The organism is Mucilaginibacter daejeonensis (assembly GCF_020783335.1).
Lineage (GTDB): Bacteria > Bacteroidota > Bacteroidia > Sphingobacteriales > Sphingobacteriaceae > Mucilaginibacter > Mucilaginibacter daejeonensis.
In genome coordinates, this window is the sequence record NZ_CP086068.1 from 2,540,307 (window position 1) to 2,560,240 (window position 19,934).

15 protein-coding genes are annotated in these 19,934 nt (G+C 41.2%); 6 read left to right on the top strand and 9 right to left on the bottom strand.

Translation table 11 applies throughout. The annotated features are described in order from the left end of the window. Positions 1-7 precede the first annotated feature (7 nt). The 5 genes from LLH06_RS10730 to LLH06_RS10750 all read right to left on the bottom strand — a co-directional run bounded on the left by LLH06_RS10730 (position 8) and on the right by LLH06_RS10750 (position 5,896). On the bottom strand, positions 8-346 hold the full coding sequence (locus LLH06_RS10730; protein WP_228169290.1) for a hypothetical protein: 339 nt from the start codon (positions 344-346) through the stop codon (positions 8-10). Between the two features lie 4 nt (positions 347-350). Beyond that, on the bottom strand, positions 351-1,847 hold the full coding sequence (locus tag LLH06_RS10735) for a hypothetical protein (protein ID WP_228169291.1): 1,497 nt from the start codon (positions 1,845-1,847) through the stop codon (positions 351-353). Between the two features lie 22 nt (positions 1,848-1,869). Further along, a complete protein-coding gene (locus LLH06_RS10740; protein WP_228169292.1) occupies positions 1,870-2,682 on the bottom strand; it encodes a DUF475 domain-containing protein in 813 nt (270 codons plus the stop codon). A 904-nt stretch (positions 2,683-3,586) separates the two neighbouring features. Next, positions 3,587-4,252 carry a response regulator gene (locus LLH06_RS10745; RefSeq protein ID WP_228169293.1) on the bottom strand — a complete coding sequence of 222 codons (666 nt, stop codon included), beginning with the start codon at positions 4,250-4,252 and terminating at the stop codon, positions 3,587-3,589. Between the two features lie 12 nt (positions 4,253-4,264). After that, entirely contained in the window at positions 4,265-5,896 is a 1,632-nt protein-coding gene (locus tag LLH06_RS10750; RefSeq protein ID WP_228169294.1) for a tetratricopeptide repeat-containing sensor histidine kinase, read from the bottom strand. A 687-nt stretch (positions 5,897-6,583) separates the two neighbouring features. Between LLH06_RS10750 and LLH06_RS10755 the strand changes: the two genes are divergently transcribed. Further along, positions 6,584-7,585, top strand: a complete 1,002-nt coding sequence (locus LLH06_RS10755) for a hypothetical protein (protein ID WP_228169295.1) — start codon at positions 6,584-6,586, stop codon at positions 7,583-7,585. A 907-nt stretch (positions 7,586-8,492) separates the two neighbouring features. Then, positions 8,493-8,870 (top strand): RNA recognition motif domain-containing protein, encoded by a 378-nt coding sequence (locus tag LLH06_RS10760; protein ID WP_228169296.1) that lies wholly within the window; start codon positions 8,493-8,495, stop codon positions 8,868-8,870. An 864-nt stretch (positions 8,871-9,734) separates the two neighbouring features. Here the strand turns inward: LLH06_RS10760 and LLH06_RS10765 are convergent. The 4 genes from LLH06_RS10765 to LLH06_RS10780 form a co-directional block, all read right to left on the bottom strand. Further along, a complete protein-coding gene (locus LLH06_RS10765; protein WP_228169297.1) occupies positions 9,735-11,204 on the bottom strand; it encodes a S41 family peptidase in 1,470 nt (489 codons plus the stop codon). A gap of 499 nt (positions 11,205-11,703) precedes the next feature. Further along, positions 11,704-13,134, bottom strand: coding sequence for a TolC family protein (locus tag LLH06_RS10770; RefSeq protein WP_228169298.1), 1,431 nt, complete (start codon positions 13,132-13,134; stop codon positions 11,704-11,706). A gap of 10 nt (positions 13,135-13,144) precedes the next feature. After that, complete coding sequence (locus LLH06_RS10775) at positions 13,145-14,005, bottom strand: hypothetical protein (protein ID WP_228169299.1); 861 nt, start codon at positions 14,003-14,005, stop codon at positions 13,145-13,147. Then, the gene (locus LLH06_RS10780; protein WP_317206674.1) at positions 14,002-15,201 is read right to left on the bottom strand and encodes a glycosyltransferase family 2 protein; all 1,200 of its coding nucleotides are present in this window, start codon (positions 15,199-15,201) and stop codon (positions 14,002-14,004) included. The genes LLH06_RS10775 and LLH06_RS10780 overlap by 4 nt, the downstream gene beginning before the upstream one ends. A 390-nt stretch (positions 15,202-15,591) precedes the next feature. Here LLH06_RS10780 and LLH06_RS10785 point away from each other — a divergent pair, with 390 nt between their 5' ends. From LLH06_RS10785 to LLH06_RS10800, 4 genes are all read left to right on the top strand, one after another. Further along, complete coding sequence (locus LLH06_RS10785) at positions 15,592-17,238, top strand: vitamin K epoxide reductase family protein (RefSeq protein WP_228169301.1); 1,647 nt, start codon at positions 15,592-15,594, stop codon at positions 17,236-17,238. A gap of 74 nt (positions 17,239-17,312) precedes the next feature. Continuing rightward, on the top strand, positions 17,313-17,519 hold the full coding sequence (locus tag LLH06_RS10790) for a hypothetical protein (RefSeq protein ID WP_228169302.1): 207 nt from the start codon (positions 17,313-17,315) through the stop codon (positions 17,517-17,519). A gap of 220 nt (positions 17,520-17,739) precedes the next feature. Beyond that, a complete protein-coding gene (locus LLH06_RS10795; RefSeq protein WP_228169303.1) occupies positions 17,740-18,570 on the top strand; it encodes a DUF6625 family protein in 831 nt (276 codons plus the stop codon). Between the two features lie 55 nt (positions 18,571-18,625). Next, a complete protein-coding gene (locus tag LLH06_RS10800; RefSeq protein ID WP_228169304.1) occupies positions 18,626-19,747 on the top strand; it encodes a glycosyltransferase family 4 protein in 1,122 nt (373 codons plus the stop codon). Positions 19,748-19,934: the final 187 nt, after the last annotated feature.

Below are 19,934 nucleotides of genomic sequence, written 5' to 3' on the forward strand. Positions count from 1 at the left end.
GGAATGATTAAAACCAATGACCTATCTTGCCGTTTCTGAAGATCCTGCTAAGTAGAAAGCCCAAGCCTATGTAGGTGACAAAAGCTATCGCGGTGCTTAGACTCAAGGCATTGATGTACCGTTTGATCACCATGATATTTGCTTCAGGTTTGAAGATAAAGTAACCCAGCAAAAAAGTTACTGTCGGATTTAGCACGGCCAGTATCCAGAACCAAGCTTTTCTTCTTGCCGGGTCTTTGGGCCGGCTTCCCTGTTCAAAATTGATCGCATTAGCGATGAGTGAGGCTGTGAGTAAAAGTACCAGTGTGGTCATCCCTCCGAGTACGTAGGCTGTTGTATTTTGCATGATCTTATTGTTCAGTAGTTTTGATATAGTAGGTGTAAATCGTTCTGTTGTGGGGTCTGGCATCTTCAAGGGCACTTTTGACCGACTCGAACAGGGCACTGTTGATCACGCCTTCGGCATTGACCCATTTGAATTTGCTGAGTACAGGATTGCCAGTATTTGGAGTGACTTCGCGAACGACCAGATCGATCCGAATAAGCCCTTTGGGGTCAGGTATATGAGCGGCCTTAAAAGCCGGGGCAAAGGCAACACCGATCTCCGTATTTTTAATATCGGTAGCTTGAGTGTTTTTTAAAAGGGCCGTATTCAATATGAACATACCGCCTAGTGCAGGACGATCATCAGGATGGTAACGAAATGAGGCTTTTACCGTGCCATCCGGTTCGTAACAGGTTAAAGCTACTGGATCTTGTTCTCCTTCAGCGATCTTATTCTCCCCGTCATTGCCCTTTATGATATGCGGACGGTGCTTCGTCACTTCAATAGATCTAGCGTAGCGTTCAAAATCTTCCCTCACAGCATATGTTTTTACATCTAAAACCGGCTTGGTGTAGCTATCTGCTTCACTCAGATCTATGTACAACTTTCGGAAAAGTTCATGGAAGGTGTCACCATAATCAGCTTTGACTTGTTCGATCGTTTGCCAATCCACGCCCAGTGGGTAGTATTCAAAAGCTTGATCGTTCAAACTCCCGTTAATATAATCTGACTGCACATCCAGTACATTCTTTTGTTTCTCGCTTTGAGCCATTTTGTCCTGAAAGATGCCCCCTATACTGGCGTTTGGATAATCCGTTCGGATCGCGTAGGGGTTTGCGGACAGCGTAAAACGGTTGGGTAACACGGTCATAGCAGATGAAAGCCGGTCGATAAGGCTTTCTCCACTTGCTCTACCTTTGGTAAAAACGGTGAAGTAGATATGCTTATCGACATTACCTTCTCTATAGTCGGCAATATAAAAGGTGATAGAATTACCGGCATTGATCCATTTGGAAAAAGCGATCTTCAGGTAAGCCGTCGCGGTTACCTCTTTATCATCCTGCCATTCTTCAAAATCAGTGACCAGCAATGCGTCATTGCCACTGTTTACGATTTTTTCGACAGCGGCTTGTATAGGTGCGCGTCTGTCCAAATATTGTTTAGGATCGTTGACCAGCTGGCCGAGTTGCGTGCTGTTCGATACGGCTATAGGGGTTACCATACCCTGAACCAGCTTATAAACTTCCAGTTTACTATCGAGCAGAGTGTTGAAGCAATGGGCCATCAGTTCGCGGATGGCCGGTGTACCAAAGGCCGTGTACATGCCGGCCGAAAAGTCGACATACATGGCGGGTGCTCCTTTTGGCAATTGAATACTGCCTGTTTTTAAGTCGTTGTAAGCTTTAAGTGTACCTACAAATCCTGAAGTTTTATAAAGATCAGGAAAGAGATCATTATCTCCGTATCTGCAGGAGGTCAGACATAAGACGGCCAGGACCAGGCATTTATTCAGGGTCTTCATATTAATTATCGTTAAATACAGGTTAGTTTTTTTTCAATGCGTTTTGCACCTCTTCCGGTATTACAACAGCAGTTGTTTTCCGGGTCGGCATGTTGAACAGCAGAGAGGTTAGTACCGGAATGATGAATACTGCAACAGTAAAGACGGATATATAGATATCCATTTCGCGGCCTTCTAGGGACTGCGCCAACGCTGTTTCCGGATAATAGTGTGCATAAAGCGCAAGTACCAATTTTAGGCCAAGAATACCGATAACTAAGAAAGCTACGTTTTCCAGAAAAGGAAACTTCTCGATGAGTTTGACAAAAGCCTGTGCAACAAATCGCATGGCTAGTATGCCAATAAAAACACCGATATAGATGAGGTTGATATTATCTGTAAATGCTACGGCAGCAAATACATTATCAACGGAAAATGCAAGGTCCATCAGTTCGATCAGTGCTACTGTTGCCCAGAAAGTTCCGATGCTACCGACCGTCACTCTATAAATCCAGCCTTTTTCTTTGGTCAGTTCCAGCTTCTCTTCCGCCTCCTTGCCTTTACTGCGGAAATAATCCACCGCTAGGTAAATTAGATAAAGGCCCCCCAAGGGTTTTAGCCACCAGATCTTGACCAGCCAGGCAGCCAGGAATAAACACAGACCACGCATTAGATATGCACCTACAATACCATACTTAAGCGCTCGGCTACGCTTAGCTTTTGGTAGATCGATGACCATCGTTGCGAGTACAGCGGCGTTATCGACCGACAATAAGCTTTCAATGACGATGAGGTTTAGAATGATCAGTAAGCCTGCTTGTATATCGTCGCCTAAAAGCGTGTGTAAAAAATCCATAAGTCTGATTAATTTGTGATAAGGTTTAGGTGTAAGTATTTTAGGCGTTTATCGGTTCTAGCTATATAGCACGTACGATCTACAATTAAAGAGCTTTAATAGAGCTATCTGGTGTAAACCGTCCGCTTTCATTTTTCAAAAGTTTACCTCTTAGATCTGCTTGTTTGCTAATTTATGTTTCTAGAAGGCAGACCGTTTTGTTGCTTTTCTTGGCTTCTCGTAACGATATTCTCTTAGTTCGATAATTGCAGTTGCTTAATCCCCTACAAGTAGATGTCAAGTGATATTTTTTTGCGTATTGACTATCACACACATAGACCTTCGCAGTATCCATGGCAGAAGGCTTTAAGCTGACCAGAAAAAACAGAAAGAGTGTTTTCATATCTTATTGAACTGGACCAATTATTTGTTGTAGATCACTGATTGCCGATCTCGAGGAATAACCATGTAAAATAGTTGCTATACAATGTGCTACATTTCATCTTGGGTTTGCACTAGCTCTTGTGGCAGGCCGGGGAACAATAAACGCAGCCGTCTGCCTTGGAATAATGCTTGTTAGCAGCGGTTACTGCAGTACTGCACGTATCGTGGTATCCCAGGTCGATCTTGCTGATCACCAGAGGCAAATAAAAACAGCCTTCCTTGTGAACTTCATGGTCACCTGTAATGGGCTGTGGATTGGTATTGACGTAATATTTGGGCATAACAGCATTTGTTTGAATATCCAAAAGTAAAACAGCTGTCGCAGTATGAATTACGGGTTCCCGTAAACCTATAAATTATTAATAATGCTGAGGGTTAGTTTGGAAAACGAATAAGACAATCATAGGCAGCCATAACTAAAATAGCCCTATGTAAATGATCGCAGTTCTCCACGGGTGGGCTTCAATGCTCTATGAGATTTTTATAGGAGGCCCGCATCTTTACAACATGCGACCAACTGCTCGTTGTTAGTAAAGCCTAAAGCTTCTCTCATGACATTCAATTTTTTTTCTACGCTGCTTAGGCTTGACGGGCGTACGCTCATCCCTTCTAGGTAGGTAGGGATCTCTTTTTGGCGGACACCTTTTGAAAGCAAAGTAATAAGGATTAGATCGTATGCAGTAAATTGATATACCGGTCCCTTTTTTAGAGAGCCACTTAGCTGCGATGGCATATAAATACGTCCCTCTTCAACCTTCTTGAGGGCGTCGGTCAGTTCCTGTGAATCTTGCCTACCTTTGCATACATAGCCGTTTATCTGTAATTCATTAAATAACGGACGGATCATCTCAGGCTTATGCTCTCCTGAAAATATCAATACTTTGATCACAGGCTGCAACGCACGAGTCTTTTGGATGAGTTCTCTGCCATCTTTGATGGTAGATGAATTTCCTTCATCCACAAAAGACAGGTCAGTGACAAGCAGGTCGTAAGGGTTTTCGTTGCGTAGGCCTATCTGAATACGGGCATAAGCATCATCACAATCATATACGTAGTCCGCATCGGTCTCTGAAAAATCTTTAATGATCTTTCTTAAGGAAATACTGGTCATCTGGTGATCTTCGGCGATCAGAACGCGCTTGAACATAAGGTCTAAGTGTTAGGCAAGGGGTATAAACATTTGAATGAGTAAGCCCGCCCCATTGTTGCTGCCAAAAGTAATGGAACCATTCATGGTCCTGATACGGTTTCCCGTATTAGTCAAGCCATTCCCAAATTTCGTAGGTTGTGGTAGACCTACGCCGTTATCTTGATACCAGATATGTAAGCGATCAGTGTCCCGCTGGAATCTAAGGACCACACGGTCAGCCCGGCTATGTTTTTTCATGTTGATCATAAGTTCCAGCAACACGTTTTTGATCTCATTGAACATGTGAACTCTTACGGAGTTCCAAGTGTTAGCCTCATTTCCGGCAGTGATGATCGTCATTCTAGGGCTGCTGAACGAGGTTAGCATATCAGTTATTTCTCGATCGAGATCCTGATAGTTAAATTCCAAGGAGCGGTTGTAAGAGATCGCGCGTGATTGCTTGTACAAGATATCGATCCTGGTGGCAAGTATCTCTTTGTCCAACTCTGGCTGATGTTCGATCTCAGCCATTACTTGATAGAGCCCGTTAGCCACGACATCGTGAATCTTCTTCGAGGTACTAAGTTGATATTCCTGCAGATCCTGTTTGGCCTTCGCTTCGGTCTCCACTTGTTTTCTACGGGAACGTTGCGAGAAAATGATGACTCCCGCAATTGCCATGGTCAGTATAATGAATATTGCCGCCCATTGCTTCGCTATTTGATAATTCTTTTCAGAATTTTCTTTTTGTAGCCTGAGTTTATCCGCTTTGTGCCTTTCTGTGTTGTAACGAATCAACGCGAATTGATTCTTTGCAGCGTTCCTTACGGTCTGTAAGCTATCATTCAGCTGATCATAGCGGGTAAAATATATTTTAGTTAGTTGAGGCGGACTAACCTTGATCAACTTTTGCAGCGCTTCGAGCTGATCGTCGGCGCTGTGCAACCGCTGCGCTATGCTATACATACGACCTGCATAATCAAGCGCAGAGTCAGGCATTGAATTCATATAGTAATCAGCTAAATGAGCATAACTGGAATTCTGTCCCCAAAGATCGTTTTCATGTTGCCGGATGGCCAAAGCCCGGCGCAGCTCCGGGGCAGCAGGATAGGTTGGGTCGCAGAGCCATTGGGTGGTCGCCATATTGGTCAGTATCCGGGCTTGAACTTTAGCGGTAGTCCCTTTGGATCTGATAGCCATTTGGTACAACTTTAGTGCTTGGGCATATTTCCTTTTGTGCCGGTAAGCATTGCCCTGGTTGTTCAGAATGGTAGGGACGAAGGCGGGGTCTTTGTTCGTCGAAAGCGCTTGATCATAATAGCTGATAGCATCCGTGTAGTTCCGTAACTTGGTGGATGACATACCCAGCTCATTGTAATTATTCGCTAAATCGTTCCGACCCTTGGCATCCCGGGCATTTAAATACCTCAAAGAAGAGGTAAGGCTTTCCTGGCAACCGAAATGGTCCCCGGCGTCACTTTGCAACATCGCCATCGTAGTGTAAGCGAGCGCGACCTGTTGGCTGTCGGGCGATTCGGTGACCACCTTGTTGAAATAATAAAATGCTGAATCCTGATCGGTACTTAGAAAAGCATAAGCTTTATCGTAATTTCTATAATCGGAAGCAGGTAACGGTGTCGCTTTCTTCTGGCAGGAGAACATCGTTAGTAGTAAGCTGCTTATAATTAGGAACAATAATCTCAAGAGGGGGAACTTTGTTCCTAAGATAATAAATACTAAGCGGAGAAACAGAACTGTGGAAAATAAAGTAAGGCAAGTTTAAGCTTGCCTTACGAAGGGACCACATAGGGATTATGGTTTTGGATGCGGAGGTGGCGGCGGCGGAAGATGGCCATCATCGCCGCCTGTATCTTCGTCACCTTGAGTGGTGATCACTGTTCCTGGACCATGAGGTAAATTTGGAGGCACAGGGCATCCTATAGCCAATAAAATGGCAACTAACATTTCAAACATTTTTCTACTTTTTAAAGGGTTGATCACTATCGCAGGCTACCACGGCTCTCCCCGTGCGCAGCGTTGCAAACCGGGCAAGCATCACTGCCTGCATGTTTTTGGGAAGTAGTGAAGCATTGATCGCAGAAGTGGTCTCCCGCTTCCCAAGCCAGGTTTCCGCTGCTGCGCTCCCTACTCACTGTTGTTACCGGTTGAGTGCACAAACCCCGCTAGCTATCGAGGTGTCATCCGATGACGAAAGCAAAAGTATAGCGTTTAAAATGCTTTATATCAGGCCCTTCCGAGGTTTCCAATCATTCCGGCCGGAATCCTACGGAAATCCGTAAACTCCGATGTGAATCCGGAATTACCTTTAAAGATTATTTGAATTTCTTGATGAGCTTTGACAAATACCGATCACAAGTGCTGGAGTATTACAAGAAAGAACTGGCGGCAGGCCGGCTTTTTTTTGCTGTTCCTTATCCAACACCAGCTAAGATCAAGACCGGATGTTTAGAAGTATTGGAAACCAGATATGATACTAAAGACGAATTATTTTTGCGTTCCTATTTTCGGATGGGAAACAGCCTAGAATTTGGTCCTGCTGTCCGAAGATTTGATACCGACAAGTTCCGGCCGTTAAATTCTTACTTGAGAGATCATTCAAGAAATCCGAGTCCTGAACATATCGAGTTACTGGCTTGGCTGATCGATTATCCGGGCAGACCCTACCGGCCAAGTTATGAGCTAACTTATCAAACATCAGCTGAGGCCAGACCAACAAATACGGGCACGACGGCAACGGTCGATCAGGCAGATGATTTGCATGGCAGCACCGAAGTTGAAATCCCGTCGCCCGTTGATCGGGAACAAGAAAAAATGGCCGATCAAGCTTCCGAACCGTCGTTGTTCGATTCAAACGGAGAATTGAGTGACCGAACCAATTACGGCCGTCCGATAAGATCATTTTGGAAGCAAAAAGCGCTGTATGCATTATGCGCCATGTTATTGTTTTCTGTAGGTATAGTCTTTTGGTATGTAAATACTACTAAAAGGACTCCGAAAACTGGGATGGTTGTCCCTGTGATAGGACAAAAGGGGTGTGTTATGTGGAAAGATGACCATTACGAGCCGATATCCTGCCAGCACTCGGTTAATGGTCTTGGCTCATTTGGTATAAATGAAAGCACGGTGCGAAATTTAAAAAGGATCACGCACCCTGACACAATAACCCCAGAAAGTATTAAAAAAGTTTGGTATGTTAAGGTTGATGGCTATTTGGAATATTACACCGCCAGCGGTTTTCACCCTATTTATACGGAACGGCGCTTAAAACCACTAACAGCCTATATGTATAATAAATACTTATTTCACTACGCCGATAAGACGAAAAAGTAAGCTGGCTCTTTGAACTAGCTTATAAAATGATCGTTTCTAAGATATTCGATATAGTAGATGCAATTACTTAAAACTTTTTAACGTATAATCTTGGATTGTTTGTGGTATCGATAAAATTCATTACGCGTTCGGAAAGATTAACTTTGCAAATCTCATAGCCCTATAGGTTTTGCTTATTACCGGTCATTCGGCTGCTATAATTAAGGTAATGTTATCGAATTATCTTTAGAATGGACATGCTCATAAACGACAAAGCCTTTAGTTTAAAATAGATCTTTTGGATAAGGAAAAGACTATTAATACTTCGATGGAAAGATAATATTAAGCGAATAGATACACCTTCGTCGCGATCTATTTTAAAGTTTTATCTCAGGAATAGATCAAAAGGTTGGCCTTGTAGAAGAAGGTCAGCCTTGAGGTGTTGCCCTGTATTAGTTCTGAAGTAAAGATCTCATATTCTTTGATAAGCAAAAGCAAGCCATGTTTTGGGCAGCCCAAAACGGCTTGCCGGGAACTTGTACCCTATCCTGTTTCACTCTGTTCAACATGATCTGATCTAAATAAAGATGAGATCCTTTTGAAGGCAGGACCACTTTAAATCACCGCTGGTCTGAATTGAACCATCACCTTGCTTGCTGGTATTGACGGCTTTGTCAACGTAAAAGGAAGGTCGTCTGCTTGATGGCTGATATTCTTAAACGTGGGCATTCTGACAGAGAAGTGGCCGAAATGGCGGTCGAAGCTTGTGGTGAGCGAAAACCATCGCATCCGTTGAACTAATACATTTCCTGCATTGTTATATAGAAAGTTCAGACAGTCATCCGAGCTTGCAGGACTACCATTAAATATCAGCAGGCGCTTACTCACCGTATACATTTTTATCTTTACAAGTTGAAACCTATCTGATATGATCAAACTCTTCGTAAGCGGCTTCCCTTTAGGAATAGATGAAATGGCTTTGGCCAAACTGATCGCACCGCATGGTGACATCGCCACCATTAAGCTCGTGCGTGACCGGCAGACCAGGATCTGTAAAGGTTATGCATTTGTGGAGATGGCTAGCCTCACCGATGCTGAGAATGCGATCATCGCACTGGATGGCGTAGTGATGCAGGACAGAGAACTGACCGTTAAGATCAATGAGGATAAGTCTGAATCGGTAAGACCACGCTTCAACAAGCCGTCCGGCCAATATTCAAAGACCTCATATAATAGGTCCAACGAAAGTAGAGATACACTCACAGATGACACTCGAGCAAAACGCCCGCGCAGGCCGAGGGTGTAATAGTAATAAACTCTAATAACAATAAAGCCAGTGAAACTATCACTGGCTTTATTGTTAGACGGCTCTCGTTGATCCGAACGTTACGACCGACCAACATGGAGTTATGAGCAATTGAGAACTTTAGATCTCTTCTCGATCACTGATGACCAACACCTAATGCAACGGTCTATATATCAAATTGATCACTGGTGGTAATGCATAAACAAGACCATTATACGGTATGGACCGATAGGTCGAGTACGTATCGATCCCCAACTTTGAGCTCGATAATGAGTTAGGACAGTACTCGGTCTCAAATAGATAAAATACCGGAACAAGGAATGCCTGGCCTTTCAACTTTCGGTTGTAGGCTATACGCTTTAATGCAGCAGAATCCAATTGATGCTTCATCCGAGTGAATTCGACCCTAAAAAGAGGATCGGCACTGTCGGATAACATCATATCACCGATCGTACCGTCTTTATTGACCTGGACGATCAAATTGGTCATCGTCGGTATACAAGAAGATCGAAGTTCTTCAGGATAATGAAAATTTTTCAGGAAACTCCCAATAAAACGCTTTTCATCCTCCTGCGCAAAGCAAACTGTGCAACAGAATAGTGATACGATAAAAAGACATGATCGAAGATCAACGACACCTTTGACCTTTATTTCCATTTGCTTTTTTGTGATCTTAGTCAATACTAACGATCCTATTCCCGGAATGACATTTGGCGGTTGCTTTTGAGAAACTTAGTTGATGCTACTAACTATCTTCCTGCGATAGCACGGTGGAATTACCATAAAGTACCTGATCATGCCTTACCCTTGTAAGCAACCAAAAGAGGGAAGGCATTATCTCGTTCTGACTTTGCCAGCACTAGCTTAGTTCGTTAGCCAGGCCATAGCTTCGTCAAGTGCTTTATCTTTCTCTTTATCCTTTTCCGTAGCAACCTTTAAGTCAGGCTTTATGTCAGTTAAATAGCTTTTCTTGTTACGATCAGCTGCGTAGCCAGTTGCCAAATAAAGGTAAGCACCCGTTGAAAGCTTAATACTCTGGTTGGTGGTCATGTAGCCTGCTGTTGGTTCACCGAATAGTTTAGTATCGGGTCTGCCTACAAAACTTAGGGTGGCCATTTCACCGCTGCTACCTGTGTTGGGCCCTATCAATACTGCGATCTTACTATCCTGTTTTCGTAAAGTGTATGGCCTTTTAACAGAGACCTGTTTGCGTCCGTCAACATCGAAACTTCCCTTATTATATGTCCAAACATTTCTTGTGCGGTCTTTGCTGTCAGGATATACAAAATAACCTACTGTGCCCTCGCCTATCAGTGGCCCTAAACCTGCGATCATTGGGGCCATATTGCCACCACCGTTCTGCCGCATGTCGACCACCCAGCCTTTGATCTCCTGTTGGGTATCAGTGTCCATGATCAGATCTTGTATACGTTTGGCGAAGTTCACACTAGCTGTATCACTGACAGACCCAAAGCCAGGAACAGCAATGTAACCAATATCTCCTTTAAGCAACTTACCTTCGGGCTGCAGTATAACGTTATTGCGTATGGCATAACTTTGTGCACTGGTTTTGGTTTTGTAGTTGGAATGCTTGTCACCTGCTAAGCGGAGCCTTGAAATGATAAAGTCCAGAATAAGCGGGCTTTCTTCCATTGTAAGACCACTTGCTGCGAGTGTTTTAATACCCATATCGACAGCCTGCCAGTTCACTGAATCGGCATAAATTGATCGTTTTCTCACGAGGCTAGTGATCTCTCCAGCAAATTTGATCAGATCTTTGGATGCCTCACCACTTGCATTGGGCAGTTCTTGTAAGGCAAAATCGTCCAGCCAAACCGTACCATTTCCCATCAAATAAGCGCCCAATTTTACTCTTCTGGCGTTAGTATCGGCAAGAAATTTAAGGGTCAGTTGCTTCCAATCATTGGTCCCGCTCAAGCCGGAATCCTGCATCTGTGAGGTTCTGGTACTGATTATCCTATTTCTACTATCCCAAACTTGGCAAAAAAGCTGAACACTGCTACTTACGTCTTTAGTCTTAACGTAACAGGTCAGCAAGATCTGCTTCAAAGTGTCCATCTTAATAGTGGTGGCTTGATAAATGGACTGCCTGCCTTGCAAGCTTTCGGTTCCTTGAATTTGCAAAGATCTGTTGCCTGTTCTATGTTCGTCAGTGGCGACCTTCATGGTGTACCCCTTTTCGGCAGTACCTTCCCAGAATAGAGGCTGAGTACTTAGCGTATCCGAAACTGCTTCAAAGCCAGGATCAGAGATTTGAGCATAGGCTGCGGTAACAACGAAGCATAGAAATATAAAGGTATAGAGTCGCTTCATTTGGCAAATGTAGTAAGTCTTTAAGGGTTCCATATAGCGGTTTCGCATAAGCTTGCCTGGCTGTATGAACTGCAGGGTGATACCTTTTGCTTTCACACCGATCCCTACTCCTTGTTACTAAATTTCGGTCCGTTATCTATCCTGATACAAACGGGTTTGCCCTGCTCTGAATATTTCGTTCTATGATCTTATTTACCCGAATGGCTGGGATGGTATAGGCGGGTTCTAAAGCAATAGCTTCCCGGTCACCGTCATCAATAATATTGAGCGCACGAAACCTTCTCTTGTCCACAAGCACATCCCACATAAAGTCCAACCTACCAAGTATGTCCAGCATATTCCGGCACGACTAAGGGTATCTCGACGTGTGCAGGCACACGTGTGCGGACCTTTGCGGCGATCCATCGTTTGACTGATTAAGTTTAGGCCTTTTCGTCCTTCAAGCAGTCCGACTTTTAGGAGGGGTTATTGCTTAAGGTTGATGGACATTTAGATACTGTTATAATCCACTTTCGGTCATCGGCTTACCTAAATAGAAATCGATCACCTGCCTTTTGAAAAGCAGGTTGTATTTTGCGTCGATCAAATCGAATTCCGATCGATTATAAGTCGTGATCGCGATGTTAAAATCAAGTGCATTAAGCAGCCCAGCCTGATAGCGTTTTTCACTTAGGGCATTTAGTTTTTTAGCCGCTTCAAAACCTTTCTGAGCCACTTCTAATCGCTTCTGAGCTGTATGCAGGTCGGAGAGTGCGAGCCTTAGAACCCGGGTCATGTTGTCGACGGCGACCTGCTGATTAATAAGTGCTGAATTATACATGATTTTTGCTTTACGTATATTCACCCGGGCGGTCGAATGATTAAAAATGGGTATTTGAAGACTGAAACCTGCGGATTGATAGATGTTATCAGCTAATTGATCAAAAAAAGCATATTTTTTTGATGTTGAACGTAAAGCAGGCGATAGCACAGGCTGATTTGTGCCTCCGACAACACCTACCGTATCAAATCCAACTTGCTGAGGTGGCGTAATCAAGGTTCTCGCGTTGGAGTAGCTTGTTCCTATAGAACCAAAAATCGAAATTGTTGGGTATAACGCCCCTTTAGCAATGGTTATCGCGTGGTAAGCCGCCTTCGTCTGTAGACTGGCAAGTCGAATATCAGGATTTGTCAATCGAGCCATCTCAATTAATCCCACGGTATCAACATACCCGTCACTGATCGATACTTTGTTAAGATCTGGCCTATGTAGCTCGATAGCCATATCGGGCATTTGTACCAATTGTTTCAATGTAGACCAATCTATTTCTAACTGATTCTGTATCGTAGCTGCACTATATTCTGCGCCAGCCTGTTGTGCTTGAGCTTGAGATACATCGACTACGGATTTATTACCAGCAGTTAGTCCCAACTGAACCTTCGCAACGTTTTCCTTAGCGATTTTTATCTGTTGCTGAGCTGCATCAAGTAAATCTTGATCGGTTAATATCTGTACATAGGCCATCACCGTAGATATCGTTAGGTCATACCTTAGTTTGGCTATATTACTTTGATCTATCTGAAATAGTAGCTTGTTTTGGATAATTTGATTCCTTAATATCCCACCTTGAAACAATATAAGTTGTGTACTTAAATTTCCGTTCATCAACAACACCCTTTGAGTCAGATAGTTGTATGTAGAAACATCAAGCGTGCGTCCCCAATTAGCTGATGCTTGAGGACTGGCTGTTAGAATTGGCAGAAGGTTGTTTTTGGACTGTTTAATGTTCTCTATTGATAAAGTGGCATCAAGTTGTGCCTTCTTGATCTGTAAATTCCTTGTTAATGTAGAATCTATCGCCTGGGCCAATGTAAGTTTTACTTGTCCGGAGCAGATCGGGTGGCAACCCAATATAAATACAGCAAAATAGATGAAAGTTCGACGAAACATTTTATTATCGTTATCCGGCTAAACTTAGGCGATATTTCAAAGTTTCAAACACAAAAACGGTTAAAATAGAATGGATAAGAGTGTTAAAACCCAATTGTGCATTGATCTTCGTTAATGCTGTTTGAAATAATTGACCTACGACCTCTTCTCGACCTTTTTTTCTTAGAATGGGTCCGTCAGACAGATCACGTACATGGTTGACCCAACGGCCTATACCGCTTTCAATACTTTGATCTATTCCCATTATCTGATCGTATAGGTCAGTAACTGCCTCTTTGTTTTCAATAAATTGATCACTGAAAAAATCGTAAATAATTGCTCCTGAATTATCTTTAGGCGGCGCGAAACGTTGAGTTTGAATGATGAATTTTAGTACGTCTTTTTCTGAAAGTTCTTTAGTTAAAGCTTTTACTAATCCAAACATTAAGCTAAGGCCAAACGACAAAATAGCATTATCATTTATACGCCGTTCTGCAAGCATTTCTACTATTAGAATAGATATGATATCAGTAAATTCAGGGAAGTTCTCTTCGACGACTTTATAGCGTCCGTAATGTATAGAATTATTGGGAATTTCCATAAAGAGACCATTTGAACTATTTCCAACTTGGCCGCTTGAAAAATCATGTTCTGGAAAAATGCGCTTGAAATGAATATCCAAAGCTTCAGCGGTCACAGCTGCCAAGTCCATGTCGACCTGAATGGAAAACTGAATATTAGCTCTTTCGTGATAGCTGAATGCTAATTTAAATGATGGTCGTTGCGAAAATTGGTGAGACAAAAAGTAGTTGATCTCGGTTTTGATTATACGGCTCCAGGCTTGCTTCGGGGCAAAGATCGATAAACACAACCATTTTTTTTTAGTATTCATATTGAGATGCACTTATATCCAAAGTCCATGTAAATGGTACCTTTCCCAAACCCAGTTTCGTTAACCTTCATTTTCCGACCTTTTAGATTTTTTTCCATGATATTTCGAGTATCATAGAAGTGAAGAAAATCCCATAGCATCAACAAAGCTTTTTTATTTCTCAACTCCTGGTAAATTTGAGTCTGGGTATCTGTACTTCGGTAGTACGCGGTTCTTTGACCCTCCATTTGCTGCAAGTATCGTTTCGATCCATCATTATAACAAAGCGCAATACGATCGGCAGTACTGGTCCAATTACCTACGGCCCAATCTATTTCCTTAAGTGAATTCTTAAAATGAAAAACTCTTTCCTCGTAGGCATATTTATATAAATTAGCCATAAAAAGTGAATTTTCAATAAGAGTTCCTTCCTTGAACACACCATTTTTGTACAAAATAATGATAGAGGACTCCCACGGATTTATATAACTAACTAAAACATTATTAATGGACTTGGTGGGCAGCATGTACCTCTCGTGATCGCTATGCGGAATATATTTCAGAAATTTCGGATCGTCGAGTATCACGCGTTTTAGCCCTGCCATCTCTAAACGATTGACAAAGTCGTAATCTTCAAACCCATGTTTATTTATACGCTCATCAAACCCTCCAACTTGTAAAAAGTGATTTTTTTTGACGCAAACCTTTCCCAATACATCTCCAGGAGGACGAAACCCCTTTTTAGTCTTATAAAAATCTATTGGTGTTAAAACGATCGATACCTTGTCTTTAAATAACGAATTGGTGTAAGAGGCGAAGCACGGGCCGGTAAAATAATCGGCCCACATGTTACAAAGTATTTCACCAGTAGCAAGTTTAAAAGCCAAGTTTTTTGAATGGCTAGGATTCCATGTTTGTGGTTCCGATGTTCTGTAATAACGGATCACCCCCACCTCAATTAGATCATTGAACTCTGTAATTAGCCATTCGCTTAGACCGTCTTTTGAATTGTAATCTAAAATAACAAATTCTAAGTTGGGATAATCCTTGTTATCCGCAATGTTTTGCGCAAGCGTCTGCTTAAGATGATGCAAGCGATTCATGCAAACTATACAAATCGATATTCTAAGGTGCTCTTCAATCATATCGTAAAGTCGACTTAGATTACTTTGTTTTCCGGCGACCCAGGCGAGTGAATGCGGTGGTCGGAGGTTCATTGGTCAGGTCAAAGATATAAAAACGATGAAAGTCTTTTATGCTAGCTTGAGCACTGTTACATGTCTCAGCACGAACAATAATTCTTATAAATGGGAAAGCTCTAAGGTTCATACTTAATAATCTTACGCTACTTGTACGCTTTTGATTATCCTCTGGGTTAAAATTAAATTTATTTGTCAAAAATTTGGAATTATAGTTAAAAGTTACAACCTTGACTTCGAATAAATTATGACCTTATCATCCTTCAGGATGACTCAACCACCAATACCTCATTTACCTAAAGTTAAATCACCATGAAGAGAATTGCACTTCAGACCTAAATGCTTAGACATCAGTAATTCGTTTTTTAGATAGGAGTTATCATATATCGATACAATTATATTAACCTTATGGCCCATACCTTCACAACAGATCTTAAATCAATTGCTCAAAACTATCTTGAATTAATCAACACCAAGGTCACCAGATCAACTATTGGCCAAGCAATCGAAGAAAATCCCTTTTTTCCTAGCTTATATTCTTTGAGTCATACTTTTAGTAAGTTCAATATCCCGAATACAGCCTTTCAGATCCCAACCACCGAATTCGACGATTACGAGATACATCTTCCATTTGTAGCGTTTGTTAAATTCATTGACTACGGTGAAGATTTTATTTTGATCACTGATGTCAGTGATGACACAATTACATATCTTGATAGTAATAAAAAGAAAGCAACCACAGAAAAAGATAAGTTTTTAAATCGGTATAAAGGACCTTTAAAGAGTGGTGAGTTTTTTTTCCGAGACATTCTCTGGTACGCAGAGCCAAACGTTCTAAGTGGTGACCCTGAATACAATACCGCTAAAGACAAGGAAAGGGGCTCAACTTATCAAAAGTACCTTTTGGGTTTAAGTGGGGTGGTCATATTCTTATCATTCATATTTCTTAATTTGTCAAATGGACACGTTATTTCGTTCCTAACATTATTAATACTGAAAACCATTGGTGTAGCCGCTGCAGGACTACTGTTATTATATGAGATCAATAAAAATCATGCTTTCGTTAGGAATATATGCTCTGTGAACCGCAAAACTGACTGTGACGCCGTTCTTAGCAGTCAAGCCTCAAAAATATTTGGGATCAGTTGGGGGGAGATCGGCTTTTTTTATTTCGCCGCTTCTACTCTCGGATTATTATTTCCAACCGTGTCGTGGCAAACAAAACTCATATGGCTTTCAATAGCTAATGGCTGTGCATCTCCATATATTATTTTCAGCATATATTATCAATGGAGAGTTCTGAAACAGTGGTGTGTTCTTTGTCTCACTGTGCAGTGCGTTCTGGCTGCTGAGCTAATTTGGTGTATTTTCCATGTTTGGAGTACTCCTCTTTCAATTTTTCCACAGGACCAATCAGCTCTAATCCCAGCTGTAGCCTGTATTTTGCTACCGATCGCGGGCTGGTTTACCTTAAAACCTTATCTAATAAAAGCAAATGATTACCACTTTTATAAAAATGCATATAAAAGATTGCAGTATAATCCAGACATCTTTGATAGTATGCTCAAGCAGCAAATCGAGGCACCCGACGGCTGGCAATCTTTGGGGATCGATATCGGAGATCCAACCGCGGAGAATACAATAATAAAAATTTGCAATCCTTATTGTAATCCTTGTGATCAAGCACATCCGGTCCTAGAAGAAATCATTGCTCACAATGATAATGTAAAACTCAAGGTTATCTTCATCACTAGGAATAGTGAGTTCGATAAAGGGCTTCCTGTAGTAAAACATTTATTATCGATAGCGTCGGAAAGCAGCAAAGAATTTGTTCAAGGTGCGTTGGATGATTGGTATCTTAATGTAAATAAGGATTATAACAAGTTCAAAGTAAAATATTCCCAATACAACAATTTTGAAGAACAAGGTTACAAAGTGGATGCTATGAGGAAATGGTGTGATGATGCAAATGTCACCCATACGCCCACCATATATTTTAATGGGTATCTTCTTCCTGAAAATTATAGCATTCATGAATTAAAGAATATTTTATAAGAAATTCTATGGCCGTAGACTAAGGGAATGCTGAAAACCTTTAAAAGAGTAGGCGACAAATCAATTTATTTACAATGAAAATTAAACAGAAGTTAAGCTTAAAAAACATTCAGAATGTTTTAAGCAATCAAGAGATGAAAAAAATTATGGCGGGAAGCGGTGGCGGTATAAGCTGTGGTTCTTGTAATAGCCATCCAGGTTACACTTGTGCTGACCAAAATAATGGATTCTCCGATCACGTTTGTATGTGCGGAGCCGTATCAAATTACTTATATTGTTAAGGAACTTATCGTTCCTTCTTTAAGGGAGTTTTGTCTTTTGAAAAAGACGATTAATCACTTTGAGGCGTCTGGTATCAAGATCTGATTTTGATGCTAGACGCTTTTATATTATGGTTCTTATTCCTAAGCTTGCTCAAGGCGCTTGATCAATACATTTGAAGAATAATTGACGCTAAAAAATGTTTATAAGTGATTATCAACTTACCATTATTGACCTGTCATGATCTTCAAACATAGAACAATAGCCTTCATCATATGCTATTACGGACCTTTTCCTTGGTACTTTAAGTACTTTATCAAATCCTGTACCTTCAATCCTTCTGTTGATTTTTTTATTGTCACAGACAACATACAGACACATGAGGTCACGCCTAATGTAAAATTTATAAACCTTAGTCTTGACGATGTTAAAAATTTAATTGAGCAGAAGCTTGGGTATAGTGTTAGTCTGTCTTATCCATATAAGCTGTGTGATTTTAAGCCGACCTACGGACTCGTATTTTGGGACTGGATCAAAGAGTATGATTTTTGGGGGCACTGTGATATCGATATCATTTTCGGTAATATAAGAAACTTTATCACAGATGGTCATCTTGATCAATACGACCTGATCAGCGTGCGGCATGACTTTATCACCGGATATTTTCTTCTTTTTCGAAATAATACAAATTTAAGAACCTTGTTTAAAAAAAGTAAGGACCATAAAAAAGTTCATCAAAGTTCGATTTATTTCAATTTTGATGAGACCAATTATGCTCATAATAAAATGATCGACGAGGACAAGTCTTTTGAAGAAGTGACAACGGAGATCGAGAGTATGATGCATGTGATCAAGAAGAAAGACAACGCTATCAACGCCTATTTTGATACTCATATATTGGAGGGTACGCCAGGTAAGTTAAAATGGGAGGCGGGCGAACTTGTCTTTGCTAACAGGTATGAGATACTTCTATATCATTTGATACACTTTAAAAGATCTTCCAAAGAAAAAGATAACCTTGGTAAGCCTTCCGATACCTTCAAAGTGAGTAGCACCCGTATATATCGTTAACTAGTAATTGCTTGCATGATCAAAAAGAATTACAGATTTCCATTTCAACCTTGCTATGAATATCTTATTGGTAAATCATAAGAATCCTTCGTCGATAAGCTCATTCTCCGGAACTTCTTTCTTCATGTCCCGTCACATCAACCAGTTATTTGAAAATGTCACTGAATTAGATATTATTGAATATAGCGATATCACACGTAGTTCGCCTATGGGTAGTCTAAAAAAGTCGCTTTTATCTTATAATAGGCAATTGACAGCGTATTTACAGCGTAATACTGTTAATCATGATTGGATAATTTGCCAAGGTGGCAATGCGGTCGTTCCCTACTATACTCACGAGGTGCCGATCGTTTATTGGCACGATAGTACATGGCATACTTATCTTCAAGCATATCTGACCCGACAAAAATTCCAAGATTTTAAACATAATTATCCAAGGTTTTACTTGTGGGATAAACGAGCTCTTGAACGTTCAGATGTGATCGTCTTTTCTTCAGAATTCATTGCTGATGCTTGCATAAAAAACTATAAGATACCGGCAAGTAAAATTGAGATCGTGCCTTTCGGCGCAAATTTACTTTCAGCACCAGATTTTGAACAAGTATTACGAGCTATTGAGTCTAAACTTCAATCGGAACAACTTAATTTGACCTTTTTAGGGAAGGACTGGGAGCGTAAAGGCTTGCGAACGGCCGTCTTACTGACGGAAAAGCTGAATCGAATAGGCATTAAAGCATCCCTTAATATCCTTGGCTGTGATCCGAGGTCCAGTTTTATCAGGAGATGTCCATATGTTAAGATGCTTGGGATCATTGATAAAAACAGAGAAGAGGATGTATATTTTTTGAGTCAAACACTTTTGAATTCACATTTTTTGATCCATCCTGCAGTAGCGGAGCCATTTGGCATTGCATTATGTGAAGCTAATGCGCATGGGGTCCCAATTCTAAGCATTGCCAGAGAGGGTCCGCAGACTATAGTAAGAGAAGGTCAAAATGGACATCTATTTGCTGCGAATTCGTTTTTAAAAAAGGCGATGGACACTATATGCATGTATAAAAGGGATAATGACATTTATAGCAAACTTTGTTCATCATCTTGGAATGAGTATACACAAAGATTGAACTGGATGACCAATACATTAAAATTAAAGGAAATCCTTTTAAACAGATCTTAATATCTGCTCATTATCTCATTTATGATGACCATGTCGACAAACTGCTGAAATATTGCCGACACTTTTTCTCTTACACAAGATCAACAAGGCGAAGTATTCGCTTACCACATTTTGTATCAGTATAATCGTGAACTATGCCGTGTGCCCCCAAAAGGTCTTACAAGTTGAATAAAATTTCATCTACAGT